Here is an 18688-nt window from a genome sequence, read left to right as displayed (position 1 = left end):
CGGGCGCCGGCCTCACGCGGCCGGGCACACCGTCACGCGCAAGGCGGGCTGGTCGCGCCGGTCATGCACCTGCAGGGTCAGCCCGCCATCGCGCATTTCGAACAAGGCGGTGGCCAGCGTGTTTTCCTCGTCAGGGTCGTCGGCGCCGCAGCGCAGGATGGGCAGCTCGCCTTCGCGATCCAGCAGCGTGGCCACCAGGCGCGCGCCATCGACGGGCGGCTGCCAGTGGTCCATCAGGTTCTCGATGTGGCGCTGGCGGCTGCGCGACGAATCGGTCACGATCTGGCCGATGGCCTCGCTGCTAGGATGCACCAGGTGGTTGGCGTGCCCGTTGCCGCGCGCGACCTCGCCGATCGAGCAGGCCGCCGGGGAGGCCTCGACGCTGTAGAGGCGCGGCTCGCCGGCCGCGCCCAGCGTGTGGTGAAAACCGCCGGCGCGCGGATGATCGCGCAGCACCGCCAGCGCGTCGTCCAGCGTGGCGCAGTCGAGCACCGCGCGCGCCAGCAGCATGCGCGGCACCCCGGCGTGCCGCTGGCGGATGCGCACATTGTTGATCGTCTGCACCAGCCCGGCGCGGTTGGCGCCAAAGGTGTGGCCGGGCAGCGAGCCGGGATAGTAGAAGCTGATGTAGCCGGGGGCGTCGTCGGTCCGCACGTCCACCATGTGGCAGCGGCCGTACAGGAACGGATCGCCGTCTTCGTTGTGCGCGATCCAGCGCGCGTCTTCGTCGCCGCGCCATGCGATCGACGTGCAGCCGTCCGAGGTCTTGTGCAGCAGGTCGCCGCGGCAGTTCCACAGCAGTATGTCCACCAGCGGCATGCGCAGGCCTTCGGCCAGCCCTTCGAGCTCGTCCCAGATTTCCGGCAAGGCCTGGCTGGCTTCGTGCGCCAGGGCCTCCAGGTAGGCGTGGCCGCGCCAGGGACGCAACGCAGCCCAGACGGTGCTCTGCTCCCCAGGTAGGTGGCCATGAGCGGGCGCGCCAGCTTGCCCAGGGCCTGGCCGGTCTGGCGCCGCGTACCGGTGATGCTGACGGGTTTGAAAGCCATGGCAGGCTCCTGTCGTGGGTCGCTTCTGGTTTGATTGTAATGACCCGCGGGGGGATGGCGGCGGGGGACGTATGCGTTAAGATGATCCGCAGGTCCGCGCCGGATTACCCATGCGGCACGGACTCGGAGATGGTAGCCCCTTACAACAAATGGCTGGGGCCTGAGCAGACCCCAAGAGGAGAGTTCCATGATCAAAGCGAAAGTTGCGGCCGTACTGATCGGCGCGTCGGCGGCCCTGCTGGGCGCCGTGTCCACGGCGTCGGCCCAGGACAAGGAACTGGTGGTCGCCACCGACACCGCGTTCGTGCCGTTCGAGTTCAAGCAGGGCAACACCTATACCGGCTTCGACATTGATCTGTGGGCGGCCATCGCCAAGGAGCTGAACCTGAAGTACAAGCTGCAGCCCATGGATTTCAACGGCATCATCCCCGGCCTGCAGACCAAGAACATCGATGCGGCGCTTGCCGGCATCACGATCCGGGACGACCGCAAGAAGGTCATCGACTTCTCCGATCCCTACTATGAGAGCGGCCTGGCCATCCTGGTCAGCGAGAAGAACGACAGCATCAAGGAGGCCAAGGATCTCTCCGGCAAGAGCGTGGCCGTCAAGACCGGCACCGCCACGGTCGACTTCATGAAGTCGCAGGTGCCCGACGCCAAGCTGAAACTGTTCCCCAATATCGACAACGCCTATCTCGAACTGGCCACCGGCCGCGTCGACGCGGCGGTGCATGACACGCCCAACGTGCAGTACTACGCCAACACGGCGGGCAAGGGCCGCGTGAAGGTGGTCGGCACGGTCAAGAGCGGCGACTTCTACGGCATCGCCTTCCCCAAGGGCAGCGAACTGGTGCCGCAGGTGAACAAGGCGCTGGCCACGCTGAAAGCCAACGGCCAGTACGACGCCATCTACACCAAGTGGTTCGGCAAGCAGCCCTGAGCCGGCTGGCATCCGCGGGCCGGCGCATGGCGCCGGCCTGACCCGCATCCGCTGGCAGGGGGAAGACTGTGGATTTCGATTGGTCGGTAATCGGGACGGCATTGCCCAATCTGCTTGACGGCACGTTGATGACCGTCAAGATCACTTTCTGGGGGCTGGTGGGCGGCTTCGTGGTGGGCGCCCTGATCGGCGTGGCCCGGGCCTACGGGCCGCTGTGGCTGGCGGGGCTGGCGCAGGTGTACGTGGCCGTGATCCGCGGCACCCCCATCGTGGTGCAGGTGATGTTCATCTATTTCGCCTTGCCGCTGATGATCGAAGGCATGCGCGTCGACGTCGTGGCGGCGGCAATCGCCACGCTGATCATCAACTCCGGGGCGTACATCGCCGAGATCGTGCGCGGCTCGCTGCTGTCGGTGCACAAGGGCCTGAAGGAGGCCGGGCAGGCGATGGGCCTGCCGTTCTACAAGATCCTGCTGTACATCATCGGTCCGGTCGCTTTCCGACGCATGATTCCCCCGCTGGGCAACCAGTGCATCATCAGCCTGAAGGACTCGTCCCTGTTCATCGTGATCGGCGTGGCCGAACTGACGCGCCAGGGCCAGGAAATCATGGCCAGCAATTTCCGCGCGGTCGAGATCTGGTCGGCCGTGGCCATCGTGTACCTGATTCTTACCGGGACGATGGCCCTGGGCCTGCGGATGCTGGAAAAAAGGATGCGCATACTATGAGCATGGTCGAATTCCACAATGTCACCAAGAAATTCGGCGATTCGACGGTGCTCGACGGCATCACGCTGGATATCGACGCGGGCGAAGTGGTGGTGGTGGTCGGGCCGTCCGGATCGGGCAAGTCCACTTTCCTGCGCTGCATCAACGTGCTGGAGACCATCAACGACGGCGACCTGCTGGTCGGCGGGCAAAGCGTCAAGGGCGATGCCGCCCAGGTGCGCGAGATCCGCCGCGAAGCGGGCATGGTGTTCCAGCAGTTCAACCTGTTTCCGCAGATGACGGCGCTGGAGAACGTCATGTTCGGCCCGGTGCATACGCGCGGCGCCGCGCGTGCCGAGGCGCGCCGGCAGGCCGAGGAGCTGCTGGGCAAGGTGGGGCTGGCCGAACGCATGAACCACTATCCGTCCGAGTTGTCGGGGGGCCAGCAACAGCGCGTGGCCATCGCCCGCGCGCTGGCCATCAAGCCCAAGCTGATGCTGTTCGACGAGCCGACTTCGGCGCTCGATCCGGAGTTGCGCCACGAAGTATTGAAGGTGATGCGCGACCTGGCCGAGGAGGGCATGACCATGATCGTGGTCACGCACGAAATGGAGTTCGCGCGCAAGGTGGGCAGCCGCCTGATCTTCATCGATTGCGGCAAGATCGCGCACGACGGACCGCCGGCCGAACTGCTATCCAATCCGCCCAGCCAGCGGCTGAAGGACTTCCTGCAGCACGTATCCTGAGCGGCGCGCCGCTCAGCCCTTGACGCGCACGATCTTCTGGACTTGCGGCACGTGCCGGATGGCGCGGATGACCTGCGCCAGGTGCTTGCGGCTGTCCACCTGCACCGTCAGGTGCAGCGAGACCGTGGAAACCGCGTCGTCGTGCATCGTGACATGCACGATATTGGCGTCGGCCGCCGTGACTTCGGCCGCCAGCCGGCCCAGCACGCCGCGCTCGTTGCGCGTGACGATGTCCAGGCGCGTGGGCAGGTGCTTGGCGGTCTGGGCGTCCCAGGCCACGTTGATCCAGCGCTCGGGCTCGCGCGCGCGGGCGCGCAGCGCGACCGGGCAATCGGAGGTATGCACGACCAGGCCGTGGCCCAGCCGCATGCCGGCGATGATGGGGTCGCCGGGCAGCGGGCCGCAGCATGGCGCCAGCTGGACCGCCTGGCCTTCGCTGCCCTGGATCAGGATGGGCGCGGCGCGCGCCGAGGTGATCTGGTCCACGGCGGCGGCAGTGGTGGCGATGAGATCGTGTTCGGGCGCGAAGCGCCGCGCCACCACTGCGGCCAGGCGCTTGCCCAGGCCGATATCGGCCAGGATTTCATCGCGCGAGCTGGCACCCGAGCTGCGCGCCAGCTTGTCCCATTGCGGATCGTCGGTGCTGGGCACGGGCAGGTGCAGCTCGATCATCGCCTGTTCGAGCAGGCGCTCGCCGAAGGCCACGGACTCCTCGTACTTGACGGTCCGAAGGTAATGGCGGATTTCGGAACGGGCGCGGCCGGTGCGCACGTAATTGAGCCATTGCGCGTTCGGGCGCGAGGCCGGCGAAGTGATGATTTCGACCGTGTCGCCGCTGCTGAGCTCGGTGCGCAGCGGGACGAATTCGCCATTGACCTTGGCGGCGACCGCCTGGTTGCCGATGTCGGTATGGATGGCGTAGGCGAAATCGACCGGCGTGGCGCCGCGCGGCAGGGAAATGATCTTGCCGCGCGGGGTGAAGACATAGACCGCGTCGGGGAACAGGTCGACCTTGACGTGTTCGAGGAACTCGCCCGAATCGCCGGTCTGGCTCTGGATGTCGAGCAGCGACTGCAGCCACTGGTGGGTGCGCTTCTGCAGCTCGTTGAGCGTCAGGTCGGCATCCTTGTAGAGCCAGTGCGAGGCCACGCCTTCCTCGGCGATGTGGTGCATGTCGCGCGTGCGGAACTGAAACTCCACCGGCGTGCCATACGGACCCACCAGCGTGGTGTGCAAGGACTGGTAGCCGTTGACCTTGGGAATGGCGATGTAGTCCTTGAACTTGCCGGGCACGGGCCGATACAGCTGGTGCAGCGTGCCCAGCGCCAGGTAGCACTCGGGCAGGGTATGGACGATGACGCGGAAACCGTAGATATCCAGGACTTCGGAAAACGATTTCTTCTGTTCGGTCATCTTGCGGTAGACGCCGTACAGCGTCTTCTCGCGGCCGGTCACCTCGGCCTCGATGCCGGCTGCCGGCAGCGCCGCGCGCACGGCGTCCTCGATCTTGCTGATGACTTCGCGCCGGTTGCCGCGGGCCGCCAGCACGGCGCGGTACAGTACCTGGTAGCGGTTGGGGTACATCGCCGCGAAGCACAGGTCCTGCAGTTCGCGAAACAACAGGTTCAGGCCCAGCCGGTGCGCGATCGGCGCGTAGATTTCCAGGGTTTCGCGGGCGATGCGGCGGCGCTTCTCGGGGTTGACCGCGTCCAGCGTGCGCATGTTGTGCAGGCGGTCGGCCAGCTTGATCAGGATGACGCGCACGTCGCGCGCCATGGCCAGCAGCATCTTGCGAAAGCTCTCGGCCTGCTGTTCGGCCTTGGTCGCGAAGTCCAGCCGGTCCAGCTTGGACAGGCCGTCGACCAGTTCGGCGACTTCGGGGCTGAACTTCTCGGCCAGCTCATGCTTGCCCACGCCCTGGTCTTCCATCACGTCGTGCAGCAGGGCGGCCGACAGCGCATTGGCGTCCAGCTTCCAGCCGGCGCAGATCTCGGTAACGGCGATGGGGTGGGAAATGTACGGCGCGCCGCTGGCGCGGAACTGGCCCAGGTGGGCCTGGTCGGCGAAACGGTAGGCTTCGCGCACGCGTTCGACCTCTTTGGGGTCGAGGTAGGTGCTGATGATCTCGGTCAGCGGCGCCAGCGAGGCGACCGGCGAGGCGGCCGCGTCGACAGCTTCCTGGGCGCCGGGAGACGGAGAGGGAGGCGTGCGGCCTTTCTTACCGGTGCGCCGTCCCAGGCGCAACGCGGCAAGCAATCCTGAAGAGGCGTACTTCAGCCCGGGAAAAGCCATTGCCACCGCCTCCCTGGGTAGGTATCAGGTCGGGACTTTGCGCAGCATTTCCAGGCCGGTGAGACCGGAGGCGATTTCCCGAAGCGCGGTGACCGTGGGCTTGTCCTTGCTGTCCAGGCGCGGCGCGTGGCCCTGGGCCAGCTCGCGGGCGCGATAGGTCGCCGCCAGCGTGAGCTTGAAGCGGTTGGGAATCTGGTTCAGACAGTCTTCGACAGTGATACGGGCCATGGAAAATACCTGGAGCTGACGGAAAGTGAAGGGAGTTCGCCTCAGTGCGCGGCGGGTATGCCCAGTTGCGAGAACAACTGCGCATTGCGCACGGCCTGGGACGAAAAACGCAGCCGCGCGGCACTGATGATTTGCACCAGTTCCGTCAGGGCTACGCTAAATTCTTGATTAATAATAACATATTCGCATTCAGGCGCGTGCGCGATCTCGCCGCCGGCAGCCAGCAGGCGGCGCGCGATGACCTGGGGCGCGTCCTGGCCGCGGGCCTTCAGGCGGCTTTCCAGCTCGTCGATGGAAGGCGGCAGGACGAATATGCCGATGGCCTCGGGGTAGCGCTGCTTGACCTGCCGCGCGCCCTGCCAGTCGATTTCCAGCAGGACGTCATGGCCGGCGCGGGTGGCCTCGTCGATGCGGTCGCGCGGGGTGCCATAGAAATTCCCGTGCACCTCGGCCCATTCGAGCAGCTGTTGCGCATCGCGCAGGCGGGCGAATTCGGCCTGGTCGACGAAGCGGTACTCGCGGCCGTCTTGCTCGCCGGGGCGCGGCGCGCGCGTGGTGCACGAAATGGACAGCACGAGAGAGGGATCGCGGTCGAGCAGGGCGCGAACCAGGCTGGACTTGCCGGCGCCGCTGGGAGCGACGACCATGAATACATTGCCGGAGGGTGCGGACATGGACAAAAACGACACAAGGGGCAGAACCGAAGAATAGCAAATCGGCCGGCGCGCCGGGAGCGGCCGGCCTTTTTTTCGCCTTGGGGGCGGCCCGAGGGCGGAAAAGCCCCCGGGGCCAGCAAGCCCTCGCGCCGCCTACTTGCCGGCCGCCCGCAGCTTGCCGCCGGACGGCGGCGCTGCGCTGCCCAGCAGATGGCCGTTGACTTCCATCCCGTACAGGGAGTCGTCCGAATCGTGGTACTTGGCGCGCGTCTGTGCCACCGAGCCCTGGTAGCGGGGGGCCTGCGGGCGTTCGTGGGCGTTCGTGAAGTACGCCACGTCCCAGGCTTCCTGGTCGCTCAGCAGGCCGGCCTGGCCCAGCGGCATATTGGCCTTGATGAAGCCGGCCGCGTTGCCGATCTGGTGCATGCCCGCGCCCCAGTTGAACGAGTGCTCGCCCCACAACGCGGGGAAGATCCAGTGCCGGCCGTTTTTCTGCCCCTGGCCTTCGGCGCCGTGGCAGACGGCGCAATATTGCGCGTAGGCGGTCTTGCCGCGCAGGTAGTCGGGTTTTTGCGGCGGCGCCGGCAGCTTGCGATAGCCCTGGCCCGCCAGCTTGACGCCGGTCGGGGCCTTGCTCGCCAGCCAGTACATGTACGACTGCAGGGCGACCAGCGTGGGGTCGTCGGCCGGCGGGGATTCGCCATTCATGCTGTAGCGAAAACAGCCCTGCAGGCGCTCGGCCAGCGTGTTGACGTGCTCGTTCTTGGCCCGGTAGGCCGGATACAGCACGTAGGCCGCCCACATGGGCGCGGAATCGGCGCGCCGGCCCGCGTCCAGGTGGCAGCTGGCGCAGGTCAGGTCGTTGCCGACGAACTTGGCGGCGCGCTGCGGGGTATGCAGGAAGATCTGCTCTCCCTCGCGCACCACTTTGCCGAACTCGTTATCGGGAATGGCGTCGGCCGCGGGCGGCGTGAACGCGGGCGGGGCGTCGGCGGCCAGGGCTGGCGCGGCCGGCAAGGCGGCGGCCAGCAGCGAGGCCAGCGCAAGGCGGTGGATCAGTGCGTGCTTCATTTGGAGGCCTCCGGTCGCGGCGCGGCGGCCTGCTTGGGAAGGTTGGCGTAATAGGCCGAGACCGCGTCGATCTCGGCATCGCTCAGGCGGGTGGCGACGGCGGGCATCAAGGCCAGCGGGCCGGGCGGTCGCTGGCCCTGGCGCCATGCGCGCAACTGGCCGGCGATGTAGGCGGCCGGCTGGCCGGCCAGCGCCGGGAAGGCCGTGCCTACCCCGATGCTGCCGGGTCCGTGGCACTGGTTGCAGGCGGGTATGTTCCTGTCCCAGGCGCCGCGCACCGCCAGCCAGGCGCCGGTATCGGCCTTGGCGGGCTCGCCCAGGTGGGTGGCGGCCAGTCGGTCGGCTTCGAAGGGGGCGGGCAGGCCGGCGTAGTACTCGGCCAGGGCCTGGCGCTGCGCGTCGCTCAGCCCTTTCGCAATGGGCGCCATGACCGGGTTGGCGCGCGAGCCGTTGGCCAGGGCGGTGAGCTGCTCGTACAGATAGCCCGAACCCAGGCCCGCCAGATGCGGAAAACCGGCAGCCGGGTTGCCTTCGCCCTTGGCGCCATGACAGGTGACACAGGCGGCCACGCCGTCGGCCCCCTGGCTGGCGATGCGGGCGGCGTCGGCGGGGGCGGGGGCCTGCGCGTGCGCCGCCGGGCTACAGAGGGCCGCGACGGCCAGCGCCGACAGGACGGGCCAGCGGCAACGGACAAGCCGGTGTGGGTACATGGGTGACTGCTCCTTGGTAAGCGCATCTGGCGCTGCCGGTATCCGGGGCCAATCCGCTTGGGGTAATAAGTAAATACCCAAAAATTATATAAGGCGTTGGCTGACCAGTCCCTAACAGGGGCAATGTCGTTCATCCTGGTCGAACGGACTCGTCCGAAAAAGTCACGGGCACTTGCAGCAGCTGTCCGACGATTGGGTTAGGATGCGCCGAACACGTGACACAAAGAGGAGAGGGGCATGCAAGCCAACGCTAATTCGGGCGTCAAGGTCGCATTGGTGACGGGGGCGGGCACGGGTATCGGCCGTGCCGTGGCGCTGGAATTCCTGGCGCAGGGGTATCGCGTGGTGCTGGCAGGCCGGCGCCGCGAGCCGCTGGAGCAGACCCGCATCGCCGCCGGCGAGGATGGCGTGCGCGCGCTGGTGGTGCCGACCGACGTGGCCCGCGAGGAATCGGTGCGCGAGCTGTTCGACGAGACGCAGCGCGCCTATGGCCGGCTGGATGTGCTGTTCAACAATGCCGGGCGCGGCGCGCCGGCCGTGCCCATCGAGGAGTTGCCGGTCGAGACCTGGCGCGACGTGGTGGATACCAACCTGACCGGGATGTTCCTGTGCGCGCAGGCGGCGATCCGCCTGATGAAGGCGCAGCAGCCGCAGGGCGGGCGCATCATCAACAACGGTTCGATTTCCGCGCATGCGCCGCGGCCGTTCTCGATCGCCTACACCGCGACCAAGCATGCGGTCACGGGCCTGACCAAGTCGATTTCGCTGGATTGCCGGCCCTACGGCATCGCCTGCGGGCAGATCGATATCGGCAACGCCGCCACCGAGATGACCGAGCGCATGGCCGCCGGTATCCTGCAGGCCGATGGCAGCACCCGCCAGGAGCCGCGCATGGACGTGGCGCATGTCGCGCACGCCGTGGCCGAAATGGCCCGCCTGCCGCTGGACACGAACGTGCAGTTCATGACCATCATGGCCACCAACATGCCGTTCGTGGGACGCGGCTGAGGTTTCAGTTCTCGCTGGCGGCCAGCAGGGTGCCGCCGGCGGCGGGCGTGTCGAGATAGCGGCGCGCGCCGACGAAGCGCTTGTTCCAGTAGCGGTTGTCCATGCTGTCGACGCGGACCTTGGAGCCGCGCGTGGGGGCGTGCACGAACTGGTCCTGGCCGATATAGATGCCTACATGCGAGGTCACGCCGCGGCCGCGGGTGGCAAAGAACACCAGGTCGCCCGGCCGCAGGTTCTTGCGGGCCACGGTGTGCCCGGCGCCGCGCTGCGCGCGCGCGGTGCGCGGCAACTCCAGCCCGGCGGTGTGGCGGTACACGAACAGCACCAGGCCGCTGCAATCGAAGCCATCGGCGGGGTCGTCGCCACCCCAGCTGTAGGGTGTGCCGATGGCGTCCAGGCCGGCCTGGACGACGCGGTCGCGCAGCGTGGGAACGGTGGGTTCGCCGGCCAGGCGCAGGCCCTGCAGCGAAGGGCGGGCCTTGGGCGAGAGCGCGGCTTGCGCGGTATCGGGGGAGAGCGACAGGCCCAGCGCGAGCAGCGGGGCGGTCAGGAAGGCGGGCAGGGACAGCGACAGGAGTCGGGCTTTTCGCGTAGGGGGAGTCATTACGGCACTTCGGGAAAGACAGTGGACGGCATGGCTGGACAAGGCGCGCGCCGGCGGCGAAGACGGTCCGCGAGGGAACGCCTGCGCTGCATTGTAATGGAATAATATTCCATTACATTTGCAAAGGCTTGCAGCATCGAGGCAAGCGCATGTAGCCGCGCCGGTGTCCGGCCGGCGACACGCTGGTGGGGCATAATCGACGCAACAGACAAGCTGTCGTGTCACTACGGAATCCGTCCCGCCCATGCCCTCCGACTATTCGATCGCTCAACTGCATTGCCCGGACCCGGTGCCCTTCGAGGCCTTCGACAGCGCGGTCGCCGCCACCGACCGCCTGATCGAGCTGTACCGCCGCAATACCGGGTTCGTGCGCGAGCTGTTCCACGAGGTGGTGGGCGGGCGTGAGTTGTCCGGACGGGTGCGCGCCTACTACCCGGCCATCCGCATCGGCGTGCAGACCTACGATCCGATCGATTCGCGCCTGTCGTACGGGCACGTGGCCGAGCCGGGCGAGTACCAGACCACCATCACGCAGCCGCATCTGTTCCGCGACTATCTCATCGAGCAGATCGGCCTGCTGCTGCAGAACCACCGCGTGCCGGTGGAGGTGGGCGAATCCGATATGCCGATTCCGCTGCATTTCGCCTTTCCGGACGGCACCTACGTGGAAGGCGAGCATATCGAGAACCTGCGGCGGCCGCTGCGCGATCTGTTCGACGTGCCCGACCTGGCGGTCACCGACGACGCCATCGTCAATGGCTCGTGGCGCGGCCAGCCCGGCGAGCCCCGGCCGCTGGCGCCGTTTACGGCCACGCGGGTGGATTATTCGCTGCATCGCCTGCAGCACTACACGGCCACCGCGCCCACGCACTTCCAGAATTTCGTGCTGTTCACGAACTACCAGTTCTATGTGGACGAATTCTGCGTGTGGGCGCGCGGGCTGATGGCCAGCGGCGGCGGCGACTACGACGCGCTGATCGAGCCGGGCAACCGCATCACGCGGCGCGGCGACCAGGCGCCGGTGGAGGCGGCGGCGGTGCGCCTGCCGCAGATGCCGGCGTACCACCTGGTGCGCCCCAATCATTCGGGCATCACGCTGGTCAATATCGGCGTGGGGCCGTCCAACGCCAAGACCATTACCGACCACATCGCCGTGCTGCGCCCGCATGCCTGGCTGATGCTGGGCCATTGCGCCGGCCTGCGCGATTCGCAGCGCCTGGGCGATTACGTGCTGGCGCACGGCTACGTGCGCGAGGACCACGTGCTGGACGCCGACCTGCCTACCTGGGTGCCGGTGCCGCCGCTGGCCGAGGTGCAGGTGGCGCTGGAGCAGGCAGTCGAGGAAGTGGCGGGCCTGTCCGGCTGGGAGCTCAAGCGCATCATGCGCACCGGCACGGTGGCCACCATCGACAATCGCAACTGGGAGCTGCGCGACCAGGGCGAACTGGTGCAGCGGTTCGCGCAATCGCGCGCCATCGCGCTGGACATGGAATCGGCCACCATCGCGGCCAACGGCTTCCGTTTCCGGGTGCCGTACGGCACGCTGCTGTGCGTGTCCGACAAGCCGTTGCACGGCGAGCTCAAATTGCCCGGCATGGCCAGCGCCTTCTACCGGCGCCAGGTCAACCAGCACCTGGAGATCGGCATCCGGGCGCTGGAGCGCCTGCGCGAAATGCCGCCTGAGCGGCTGCAGTCGCGCAAGCTGCGCACCTTCATGGAAACGGCGTTCCAGTAGGCGCGGCCGGCGGGCGCTGCGATAAAGCCGGCGGTTCCTCGCACGCCAACGGTGACAGTCAGGCCAGCGCTTCGATCACCGCCTGGGGATTCCGGTCGATCACGTTGAGCAGAACCAGCGCGGCCCCCCGGGGAGTGCGGTCGCCACGTTCCCAGTGCCGCAGGGTTGCGGGCGAGAAACCGAACTGGGCGGCGAACTGTTCCTGGGTCATGCCCACTTTGGCACGCACGGCCTTGACATCGACCTGGCGGGGGCGATGCACGCGCACGCCATGAACATTGCCCTTGGCGTGAGCGATCGCTTCCGACAGGCCCTGCCTAATATTGTTGAATGCAGTGCTCAAGATTTCGCTCGTCCTTTCCAGATGTTCACCAACACATCGACCAGGCCGGCCAGCTCATTACGCTCGGCTTTGGTCAGATTGGCTTTGTCGCCCTTGGCAAAGAGCGCCAGCAGATACAGTGGCATGAGGTCATCGTGCTAGTAGTAGATGACGCGCACGCCGCCCGTGTCTTCCATGATGTCTCCGGCTTCAGGATGTGCGGCCAGATAGCCGATCAGGTCTTGGCGCTCTTGCGGGCCCAAGAGCTTGTCGGCCAAGCGAATGTAGGTGGGCAGTTCGGCAATGCCGTGCATGATTTCGTAGATGTTCTATTCTAATCCAATGGATTAGTTGAAACAACAACGACTGAAAAGGATTTCAGGGGCACCGGTCTATGCCGGGGGCGATGCTGTCGGCTGCATTGTATTGAGACCTACCCGGCTGATTGAGAAGCCCGAGACGAATTTGTCACCCATTTCTGGGTTGATTGGGCAATGTCTCTTGCGGCAATCAGGCGGCGCTTCGGAGTCTGTGGCGGCGGATGCGGCAGCGGCAGGGGGGAAGGCCAGGGCCCTCCCGTCGCCTCACTCCAGGTTCTGCGCCTGTTCGCGCATCTGCTCGATCAGCAGCTTGAGATCCATCGCCGCGCGCGTGACTTCCAGGCTGCCGGCCTTTGGAACCCAGGGTGTTGGCCTCGCGGTTCATTTCCTGGAACAGGAAGTCCAGGCGCTTGCCGGCGCTACCGCCGCGCTTGGCGTCGGATTTGGCGGGGCCGTCGCCCAGCAGGTGGCGCAATTCTTCGAGGTGCGAGCGCAGGCGCGAGAGTTCTTCGGCGACGTCGATGCGCAACGCGAAAAGGGTGGCTTCCTGAGTCAGGCGCTCGGACAGCTCCGGTCCGGTGATGTGGGCGAAGCCGCCGGGGAAGGCCGATTCGACCGCTTCGCGCAGCTTGAGCGCCAGCTTCTCGCGGTGATCGGCCAGCAGCTGGGGCAGGTGGGTTTCGACGCCGTCAACAATGCGGCCCACGCCGTCGGCGCATTCGCGCATCATCGCGGCCAGGCGCTCGCCTTCGCGGGCGCGGCCTTCCTGCATCTGCGCCAGCGCTTGCTGGGCGGCCTGCATGCAGGCCGCGCCCCAGGCCTGCGGATCGAGCGCGTCGTTGCCGCGCTGGCCGGGCCAGTTGAACAGTTCGACCAGGCGCGGCGCGGCGACTTCGGGCAGGACGGCGCGCGCGTTGTCCAGTTGCGCGGCCAGCGAGCGCAGCCATTGCGGGTCCAGCGTGGAGAGTTCGGTGGAGGCGGCGCGGGTATACGACACGCGCACTTCGACCTTGCCGCGCGCCAGCTTGGCGGTCAGCAATTCGCGCAGCGGCGTCTCGACGTGGCGCAGCTCGTCGGGCAGGCGGAAATACAGGTCGAGATAACGGCTGTTGACGCTGCGCAGTTCGAGCGCGAGCGAGTCCTGCTCGAGGTCGGCGCGGGCGTTGCCGAAGGCAGTCATGCTGCGGATCATGGGGAGGATTCCAGGTGATTCGATGAAAGGCCCGCCGCGCGCAGGCCGGCGGCAGGATGCTTGCAGGATAACCGATGCGCGCGCGCCGCCGGCACGTACAATCCCGCTATTGTCAGATTTCCAGGAGCCGATAACCGTGAGCACTTCCGCCGCCGATACTCTTTCCCGTCCGTCCGTCCGTCCGGCCGGCCGCGCCGTCGACGCCTTGCGGCCGTTCAGCCTGGAGCGCGGCTTCACGCGTTATGCCGAAGGCTCGGTGCTAGTGCGCGCGGGCAATACGCATGTGCTGTGCACGGCCAGCGTGCTCGAGAAGGTGCCGCCGTTTCTGAAGGGACGCGGCGAAGGCTGGGTGACCGCCGAGTACGGCATGCTGCCGCGCGCCACGCATACGCGCGGCGACCGCGAGGCCGCGCGCGGCAAGCAAAGCGGCCGCACCCAGGAAATCCAGCGCCTGATCGGCCGCAGCCTGCGCGCGGTGTTCGACCTGCGCCTGCTGGGCGAACGCACCCTGCACCTGGATTGCGACGTGCTGCAGGCCGACGGCGGTACGCGTTGCGCCAGCATCACGGGCGCCTGGGTGGCCGCCGCCGACGCCGTGGCGCTGCTGATGCAGCGCGGCGACCTGGCGCACAACCCGATCCGCGACGCGGTCGCCGCCGTGTCGGTCGGCCTGGTGGATGGACGCGCGGTGCTGGACCTGGATTACCAGGAAGATTCGGCCTGCGCGGCCGACGTCAATGTGGTGATGACCGGCAGCGGCGCATTCGTCGAAGTGCAGGGCACCGGCGAGGGCGCCACCTTCACGCGCGGCGAACTCGACACGATGCTGGGGCTGGCCGAAGGCGGCATCGCCCAGCTCGTGCGGGCGCAGCGCGAGGCATTGCAGTAAACCCGCGTGCCTGTCCCCGCAGGGGGACTGGCACGCGCTGAATCCGGGGTGCCTGTCCTCCCCGCTGATCTGGTGTGCCATGCGCACTCGACCGCCGGGACAGGCACCCCGTGGTCCGTCCTGGCCACTGCCTTACTCGCTCAACAGCTTGCCCACGCGCTCCTGCTCGGCGATGCGCCATACCCGGTCGATCAGGGCGCGGACTTCGCTTTCGGTAGCGTGTCCGCCGTAGCGCGCCAGCCGCGCGACCTTGTCTTCGATTTCGGGGCGCGAGAGGGTGTTGCCGGGGTCGCCCTTGGGCTCGTCGACGCGGCCGTGGAGGCGGCGGCCGTCGGTGGTGGTGACGTTGACCTTGCCGATCCAGCGCCTGGGGTAGGCGCGGTTCACCTCGTCGTCCAGCGTCATGCGCACCTTGTCGCGCAGCGCCGCCACCTCGGCGTCGCCCGGGGCGGCGTCGAATTCGGTGAGGCCGGCGTGGCCGCGCAGCGCGATCAGCGCCAGCACGGTGCCCATCGAGAACTTCGATTGATGGACGGTGGCGGGGGCGGTGACCGGGCCCAGCACGTCGATGGCGCCCTGGTGCACCAGGGTTTCGACCGCCGCCAGGTCGGCGGCGCGCAGGCCATGTTCGCGCATCACGTGCTGCAAGGCATCGGCCGCCGGGTGGGTGTGGCGGCACGAGGCGTGGTATTTGAACGAGGTCTCGGCCAGGGCCCAGCGCTGGCCCAGGCCGTCGAGCAGCCGGCTGGGGTCGGCGTCGCTGGACATGCCGGCGGCCAGGCCCTGCGCGCCCTCGAGGATGCGCTGCGCGCCGGTGAAGCCGTCCTGCGCCAGGTAGGCCGCCGTGATGCCCGCGGCGGCGGCGTGCGCGGTGTGCAGTTGCTTGGAGTCCGCGGCATCGCGCAGGAACTCCCACAGGCCGGCCGATTGCGTGCCCGCCGAGCCCAGGGCATGCAGCATCTGCGCGGCGTCGAGCCGCAGCAGATGGCCGACCGTGACGGCGGCGGCCAGGGGGCCGACCGTGGCGGTGGTATGGAAGATCCTGTAGTGCGAACGGCCGAGGAATTCGCCGATGCGGATGCCGGCCTCATAGCCGGCCACCGCCGCGGTCAGCAGCTCGCGGCCGCTGCGGCCAAGCGCTTGTGCGACCGCCAGCGCCGGCGGGAATACCACCGCCGCGGGGTGGAACACCGCGCCGTTGTGCACGTCGTCCTGTTCGACCACGTGGCAGGCGGCGGCGTTGACCATGGCGGCGAACAGCGGCGTGGTGCCGGTGCGCGTGACCAGGTTCTGGGAGGGACCGTCGGCCGGGCCCATGGCGGCGGCATAGCGCGCGATGGCCTGCACTGGTGGCGCGCCGGCGCCGGCCAGGATCGAAGCCAGGCTGTCGAGGAACAGGTCTTCGGCGCGCCGGAGCACGGGAGGCGGGATGTCCTCGTAGCGCAGGCCAGCGGTGAATTCGGCCAGCCGGGCGCTGGGGTGATCGGATGGGGAAGGGATCATGGTCATGGTCGGAAGGAGCGACGCATGCCCAGCACGTGCCCGGCGACGTAGGGCAGGACCAGGGGCTGCGTCTTCTTTTATGATGGGGTTTGCGGAAACGTAATCGAGCACTGTGCCCCAAGCCCGGCGCCCTGCCAATTTACGATTGCCGAACACTGGGTTATGGATTACCGAAGGAGGGGGGGCGCATGGCCGCGCATTTCGATTTGACCGACCTGCAGCTGCTGGTGCATATCGGCGATTGGCACAGCCTGACGCGCGGCGCCGAGAAGTCGCACCTGTCGCTGCCGGCGGCCAGCACGCGGGTCAAGAACCTCGAAGAGCATTTCGGCACCCAGTTGCTGTACCGCACCAGCCAGGGCGTGACCCTGACGCCCTCGGGCGAGGCCATGCTGCGCCATGCCCGCACGGTCATGCAGCAGGTCGAGCAGATGCGCGGCGACATGCAGGAGTTCGCGCGCGGCGTCAAAGGACATGTGCGCGTGCTGGCCAACACGACGGCGATGACCGAGTTCATGCCCGCCGTGCTGGCGCGCTACCTGGCGGCGCACCCGGACGTCAACGTCGAGCTGCGCGAACGGCTGAGCTACCTGGTGGTGCGGGCGGTGGCCGATGGCTCGGCCGATATCGGCGTGGTCGCCGGCTGCGCCCCGGACCAGAAACTGCAGTTCATCCCGTACCGCAAGGACAGGCTGGTGGTCGTGACGCCGGCCGGCCACCGGCTGGCTGCCGAGGAGTCGGTGGCGTTCGCCGATACGCTGGCCGACGATTATGTCGGCTTGTCCGAGTGGAGCGCCATCCATCCGTTCCTGGTGCAGGCGGCCGCCAGCCTGGGGCGCACCTTCAAGTTCCGCGTCGAGGTGGGCAATTTCGAAGCGGTCTGCCGCATGATCGAAAGCGGCGTGGGCATCGGCGTGATCCCGGAGTCGGCCGCGCTGCGCTACGCGCGCAACCTCGATATCGCGCTGGTCGGGCTGACCGACGAGTGGGCCGTGCGCGAGCTGCAGATCTGCGTGAAGAACCTGGACAGCCTGCCGGTTTTCGCGCGCGAGCTGGTGGAAACCTTGGTGGCCGACGGGGACGCGGCCGGCTGAGCGTGTCAACAATCTGCAAGACTGCCTGCCCATAATGGCGGCGACGCCGCCATGCGCGGCTTAGCCTCACTTGCGGATCCCGATGCGAAAGAAACTCAAACTTGCGGCCGCGCTGTCGGCCACGCTGGCATTTTTCGTGCTGTTGTTCGCCGCGGCGGCCGGCGCGGGCGTGGCGGTGCTGCGCGACAACCAGGCTGCCATCGAAGCCCTGGGCCGCGGCAATATCGAACGCGCCAGCGACCTGGGCGATACGACCAGCTGGCTGTTTCAGGCCCGCGCCGTGCTGGCCGACGCCAAGACGTATATGGAAGGCGGGCTGGAGGAGCAGCGCGACGCGGCCCTGGCGCAGGCGGCCACGCTGCTGGAGCAGGCCCGCGCCAGCCAGGAGCGCCTGCGCGCCAACCCCGAGATGGCCGCGCAGGGCGCGTCCTTGTATGACGAGGTGCTGGCCGGCTACGACGCGCTGGCGGTCCAGGCGCTGGCGCCGCTGCATGCCGCGCTCAAGGGCTGGAACGGCATCGAGGCCAACCGGCTGGCCGAACGCGCGCTGCCGCAGGCGGCCGAGCGCTACATCGAGGCGGTCGATGCCTTCCAGGGCTATGCGCGGGAGCAGGGGCGCGCCGCCGTGGCCGATGCCGCGCGCGTGCTCGAACGCATGGTGCTGGGCGCGGCGGCCTTGCTGGCGCTGGTGGCCGTCCTGGCCGTCGTGATCCGGCTGGGCTTTCGCCGCGCGATGCTGCGGCCCTTGACCGAGGCCGGCCGCCATTTCGACCGCATCGCCGATGGCGACCTGACCGCCGCGATCGCGGCGCGCGGCGACAACGAGATCGGCGTGCTGTATTCGGCGATGCGACGCATGCAGGGCGGGCTGACCCGCGCGGTCGAATCGGTACGCCATGGCGTGGAGGAGATCCACACCGGTTCGGGCGAGATCGCCGCCGGCGGCGTGGAGATGTCCGGCCGCACGGCGCGCCAGGCGGGCGCGCTGCAGGAGGCCGCCGCCAGCATGGCGGAGCTGGCCGGCACGGTACGCGCCACCGCCGAGCACGCCGACCAGGCCAGCCGGCAGGCGGCCGGCGCCACCGAGCTGGCGCGCCAGGGCGGAACGGCGGTCGCGCAGGTGGTCGCCAGCATGCGCGACATCGCAAGCGGCGCGCAGCGTATCGCCGAGATCGTGGGGCTGGTCGACAGCCTGGCGTTCCAGACCAATGTGCTGGCCTTGAACGCGGCGGTGGAGGCGGCGCGGGCCGGGCCGCAGGGCAGGGGTTTCGCCGTCGTGGCCGGGGAAGTCCGGTCGCTGGCCCAGCGCAGCGCCCAGGCGGCGCGCGAGATCAAGGGCTTGATCGACGATTCGTCGGCGCGCGTGGCCAGCGGGGTGCAGCAGGTCAACCTGGCGGGCGCCACCATGGGCGAGATCGTGCAATCGATCGACCGTGTGACGCAACTGGTGGCCGGTATTTCGGAGGCCAGCGCCACGCAGGCCGCGGGCATTGCCTCGGTCAACCTGGCCGTGGCGGACGCCGAGCGCGCCACGCAGCAGAATGCCGCCATGGCCGAGCAGACCGCGGCGGCGGCGGCCTCGCTGGAAGCGCAGGCGCAGGCCTTGCGCCAGGCGGTGGCGGTGT

17 protein-coding genes and 3 pseudogenes are annotated in these 18688 nt (G+C 68.1%); 8 read left to right on the top strand and 12 right to left on the bottom strand.

Going from position 1 to position 18688, the window contains the following annotated elements:
* Window positions 1–12: 12 nt before the first annotated feature.
* A pseudogene (locus tag LK409_RS13180) lies at window positions 13–1046 on the bottom strand (C45 family autoproteolytic acyltransferase/hydolase).
* 187 nt (window positions 1047–1233) lie between these two features.
* On the opposite strand from LK409_RS13180, the gene glnH reads away from it, so the two are divergent.
* From glnH to glnQ, 3 genes are all read left to right on the top strand, one after another.
* Window positions 1234–1986: a glutamine ABC transporter substrate-binding protein GlnH gene (glnH, locus tag LK409_RS13175; protein WP_003811110.1), complete on the top strand. Its 753-nt coding sequence runs from the start codon at window positions 1234–1236 to the stop codon at window positions 1984–1986.
* A 68-nt stretch (window positions 1987–2054) separates the two neighbouring features.
* Complete coding sequence (glnP, locus tag LK409_RS13170; RefSeq protein WP_010928844.1) at window positions 2055–2714, top strand: glutamine ABC transporter permease GlnP; 660 nt, start codon at window positions 2055–2057, stop codon at window positions 2712–2714.
* The gene (glnQ, locus tag LK409_RS13165) at window positions 2711–3439 is read left to right on the top strand and encodes a glutamine ABC transporter ATP-binding protein GlnQ (RefSeq protein WP_003811113.1); all 729 of its coding nucleotides are present in this window, start codon (window positions 2711–2713) and stop codon (window positions 3437–3439) included. The genes glnP and glnQ overlap by 4 nt, the downstream gene beginning before the upstream one ends.
* A gap of 12 nt (window positions 3440–3451) precedes the next feature.
* On the opposite strand, the gene LK409_RS13160 is transcribed toward glnQ, so the two are convergent.
* The 5 genes from LK409_RS13160 to LK409_RS13140 all read right to left on the bottom strand — a co-directional run bounded on the left by LK409_RS13160 (window position 3452) and on the right by LK409_RS13140 (window position 8396).
* The gene (locus LK409_RS13160) at window positions 3452–5731 is read right to left on the bottom strand and encodes a RelA/SpoT family protein (RefSeq protein ID WP_003811115.1); all 2280 of its coding nucleotides are present in this window, start codon (window positions 5729–5731) and stop codon (window positions 3452–3454) included.
* 24 nt (window positions 5732–5755) lie between these two features.
* Entirely contained in the window at window positions 5756–5959 is a 204-nt protein-coding gene (gene rpoZ, locus LK409_RS13155) for a DNA-directed RNA polymerase subunit omega (RefSeq protein WP_003811126.1), read from the bottom strand.
* 41 nt (window positions 5960–6000) lie between these two features.
* Window positions 6001–6633 (bottom strand): guanylate kinase, encoded by a 633-nt coding sequence (gene gmk, locus LK409_RS13150; protein WP_010930442.1) that lies wholly within the window; start codon window positions 6631–6633, stop codon window positions 6001–6003.
* 135 nt (window positions 6634–6768) lie between these two features.
* Window positions 6769–7686, bottom strand: a complete 918-nt coding sequence (locus tag LK409_RS13145) for a c-type cytochrome (protein ID WP_010928843.1) — start codon at window positions 7684–7686, stop codon at window positions 6769–6771.
* Entirely contained in the window at window positions 7683–8396 is a 714-nt protein-coding gene (locus tag LK409_RS13140; RefSeq protein WP_010928842.1) for a c-type cytochrome, read from the bottom strand. Before LK409_RS13140 ends, LK409_RS13145 begins: the two co-directional genes overlap by 4 nt.
* A gap of 237 nt (window positions 8397–8633) precedes the next feature.
* Here LK409_RS13140 and LK409_RS13135 point away from each other — a divergent pair, with 237 nt between their 5' ends.
* A complete protein-coding gene (locus LK409_RS13135) occupies window positions 8634–9404 on the top strand; it encodes an SDR family oxidoreductase (RefSeq protein ID WP_003811135.1) in 771 nt (256 codons plus the stop codon).
* Window positions 9405–9408: 4 nt separating this feature from the next.
* Here the strand turns inward: LK409_RS13135 and LK409_RS13130 are convergent, their stop codons facing one another.
* Window positions 9409–10008, bottom strand: a complete 600-nt coding sequence (locus LK409_RS13130; RefSeq protein ID WP_041937246.1) for a C40 family peptidase — start codon at window positions 10006–10008, stop codon at window positions 9409–9411.
* A 244-nt stretch (window positions 10009–10252) separates the two neighbouring features.
* Between LK409_RS13130 and LK409_RS13125 the strand changes: the two genes are divergently transcribed.
* Window positions 10253–11743 carry an AMP nucleosidase gene (locus LK409_RS13125; protein ID WP_003811138.1) on the top strand — a complete coding sequence of 497 codons (1491 nt, stop codon included), beginning with the start codon at window positions 10253–10255 and terminating at the stop codon, window positions 11741–11743.
* A gap of 58 nt (window positions 11744–11801) precedes the next feature.
* Here LK409_RS13125 and LK409_RS13120 read toward each other — a convergent pair whose 3' ends face one another.
* The 4 genes and pseudogenes from LK409_RS13120 to LK409_RS13110 all read right to left on the bottom strand — a co-directional run bounded on the left by LK409_RS13120 (window position 11802) and on the right by LK409_RS13110 (window position 13577).
* Window positions 11802–12086 (bottom strand): helix-turn-helix domain-containing protein, encoded by a 285-nt coding sequence (locus LK409_RS13120; protein ID WP_003811141.1) that lies wholly within the window; start codon window positions 12084–12086, stop codon window positions 11802–11804.
* On the bottom strand, window positions 12083–12211 hold the full coding sequence (locus tag LK409_RS22705) for a hypothetical protein (RefSeq protein WP_010928840.1): 129 nt from the start codon (window positions 12209–12211) through the stop codon (window positions 12083–12085). The genes LK409_RS13120 and LK409_RS22705 overlap by 4 nt, the downstream gene beginning before the upstream one ends.
* Window positions 12212–12223: 12 nt before the next feature.
* The gene (locus tag LK409_RS13115; protein WP_010928839.1) at window positions 12224–12379 is read right to left on the bottom strand and encodes a hypothetical protein; all 156 of its coding nucleotides are present in this window, start codon (window positions 12377–12379) and stop codon (window positions 12224–12226) included.
* A gap of 270 nt (window positions 12380–12649) precedes the next feature.
* Window positions 12650–13577 (bottom strand): annotated as a pseudogene (locus LK409_RS13110) (YicC/YloC family endoribonuclease).
* 136 nt (window positions 13578–13713) lie between these two features.
* Here LK409_RS13110 and rph point away from each other — a divergent pair.
* The gene (rph, locus tag LK409_RS13105; RefSeq protein ID WP_010928838.1) at window positions 13714–14466 is read left to right on the top strand and encodes a ribonuclease PH; all 753 of its coding nucleotides are present in this window, start codon (window positions 13714–13716) and stop codon (window positions 14464–14466) included.
* A 132-nt stretch (window positions 14467–14598) separates the two neighbouring features.
* Here the strand turns inward: rph and LK409_RS13100 are convergent, their stop codons facing one another.
* On the bottom strand, window positions 14599–15975 hold the full coding sequence (locus LK409_RS13100) for an MmgE/PrpD family protein (protein WP_010928837.1): 1377 nt from the start codon (window positions 15973–15975) through the stop codon (window positions 14599–14601).
* Window positions 15976–16157: 182 nt separating this feature from the next.
* Between LK409_RS13100 and LK409_RS13095 the strand changes: the two genes are divergently transcribed.
* On the top strand, window positions 16158–17063 hold the full coding sequence (locus LK409_RS13095) for a LysR family transcriptional regulator (RefSeq protein ID WP_003811152.1): 906 nt from the start codon (window positions 16158–16160) through the stop codon (window positions 17061–17063).
* Window positions 17064–17145: 82 nt separating this feature from the next.
* Window positions 17146–18579 (top strand): annotated as a pseudogene (locus LK409_RS13090) (methyl-accepting chemotaxis protein); the annotation flags it as partial.
* Between the last annotated feature and the right edge of the window lie 109 nt (window positions 18580–18688).

The organism is Bordetella parapertussis (assembly GCF_020735925.1).
GTDB lineage: Bacteria > Pseudomonadota > Gammaproteobacteria > Burkholderiales > Burkholderiaceae_B > Bordetella > Bordetella pertussis.
This window is presented reverse-complemented; position numbering and strand designations above follow the sequence as displayed.

Coding starts and splice junctions, on each gene's coding strand:
- glnH (WP_003811110.1), top strand. CDS start 1,234: ATGATCAAAGCGAAAGTTGCGGCCGTACTGATCGGCGCGTCGGCGGCC.
- glnQ (WP_003811113.1), top strand. CDS start 2,711: ATGAGCATGGTCGAATTCCACAATGTCACCAAGAAATTCGGCGATTCG.
- LK409_RS13160 (WP_003811115.1), bottom strand. CDS start 5,731: ATGGCTTTTCCCGGGCTGAAGTACGCCTCTTCAGGATTGCTTGCCGCG.
- rpoZ (WP_003811126.1), bottom strand. CDS start 5,959: ATGGCCCGTATCACTGTCGAAGACTGTCTGAACCAGATTCCCAACCGC.
- gmk (WP_010930442.1), bottom strand. CDS start 6,633: ATGTCCGCACCCTCCGGCAATGTATTCATGGTCGTCGCTCCCAGCGGC.
- LK409_RS13145 (WP_010928843.1), bottom strand. CDS start 7,686: ATGAAGCACGCACTGATCCACCGCCTTGCGCTGGCCTCGCTGCTGGCC.
- LK409_RS13140 (WP_010928842.1), bottom strand. CDS start 8,396: ATGTACCCACACCGGCTTGTCCGTTGCCGCTGGCCCGTCCTGTCGGCG.
- LK409_RS13135 (WP_003811135.1), top strand. CDS start 8,634: ATGCAAGCCAACGCTAATTCGGGCGTCAAGGTCGCATTGGTGACGGGG.
- LK409_RS13130 (WP_041937246.1), bottom strand. CDS start 10,008: ATGACTCCCCCTACGCGAAAAGCCCGACTCCTGTCGCTGTCCCTGCCC.
- LK409_RS13125 (WP_003811138.1), top strand. CDS start 10,253: ATGCCCTCCGACTATTCGATCGCTCAACTGCATTGCCCGGACCCGGTG.
- LK409_RS22705 (WP_010928840.1), bottom strand. CDS start 12,211: ATGCCACTGTATCTGCTGGCGCTCTTTGCCAAGGGCGACAAAGCCAAT.
- LK409_RS13115 (WP_010928839.1), bottom strand. CDS start 12,379: ATGCACGGCATTGCCGAACTGCCCACCTACATTCGCTTGGCCGACAAG.
- LK409_RS13100 (WP_010928837.1), bottom strand. CDS start 15,975: ATGACCATGATCCCTTCCCCATCCGATCACCCCAGCGCCCGGCTGGCC.
- LK409_RS13095 (WP_003811152.1), top strand. CDS start 16,158: ATGGCCGCGCATTTCGATTTGACCGACCTGCAGCTGCTGGTGCATATC.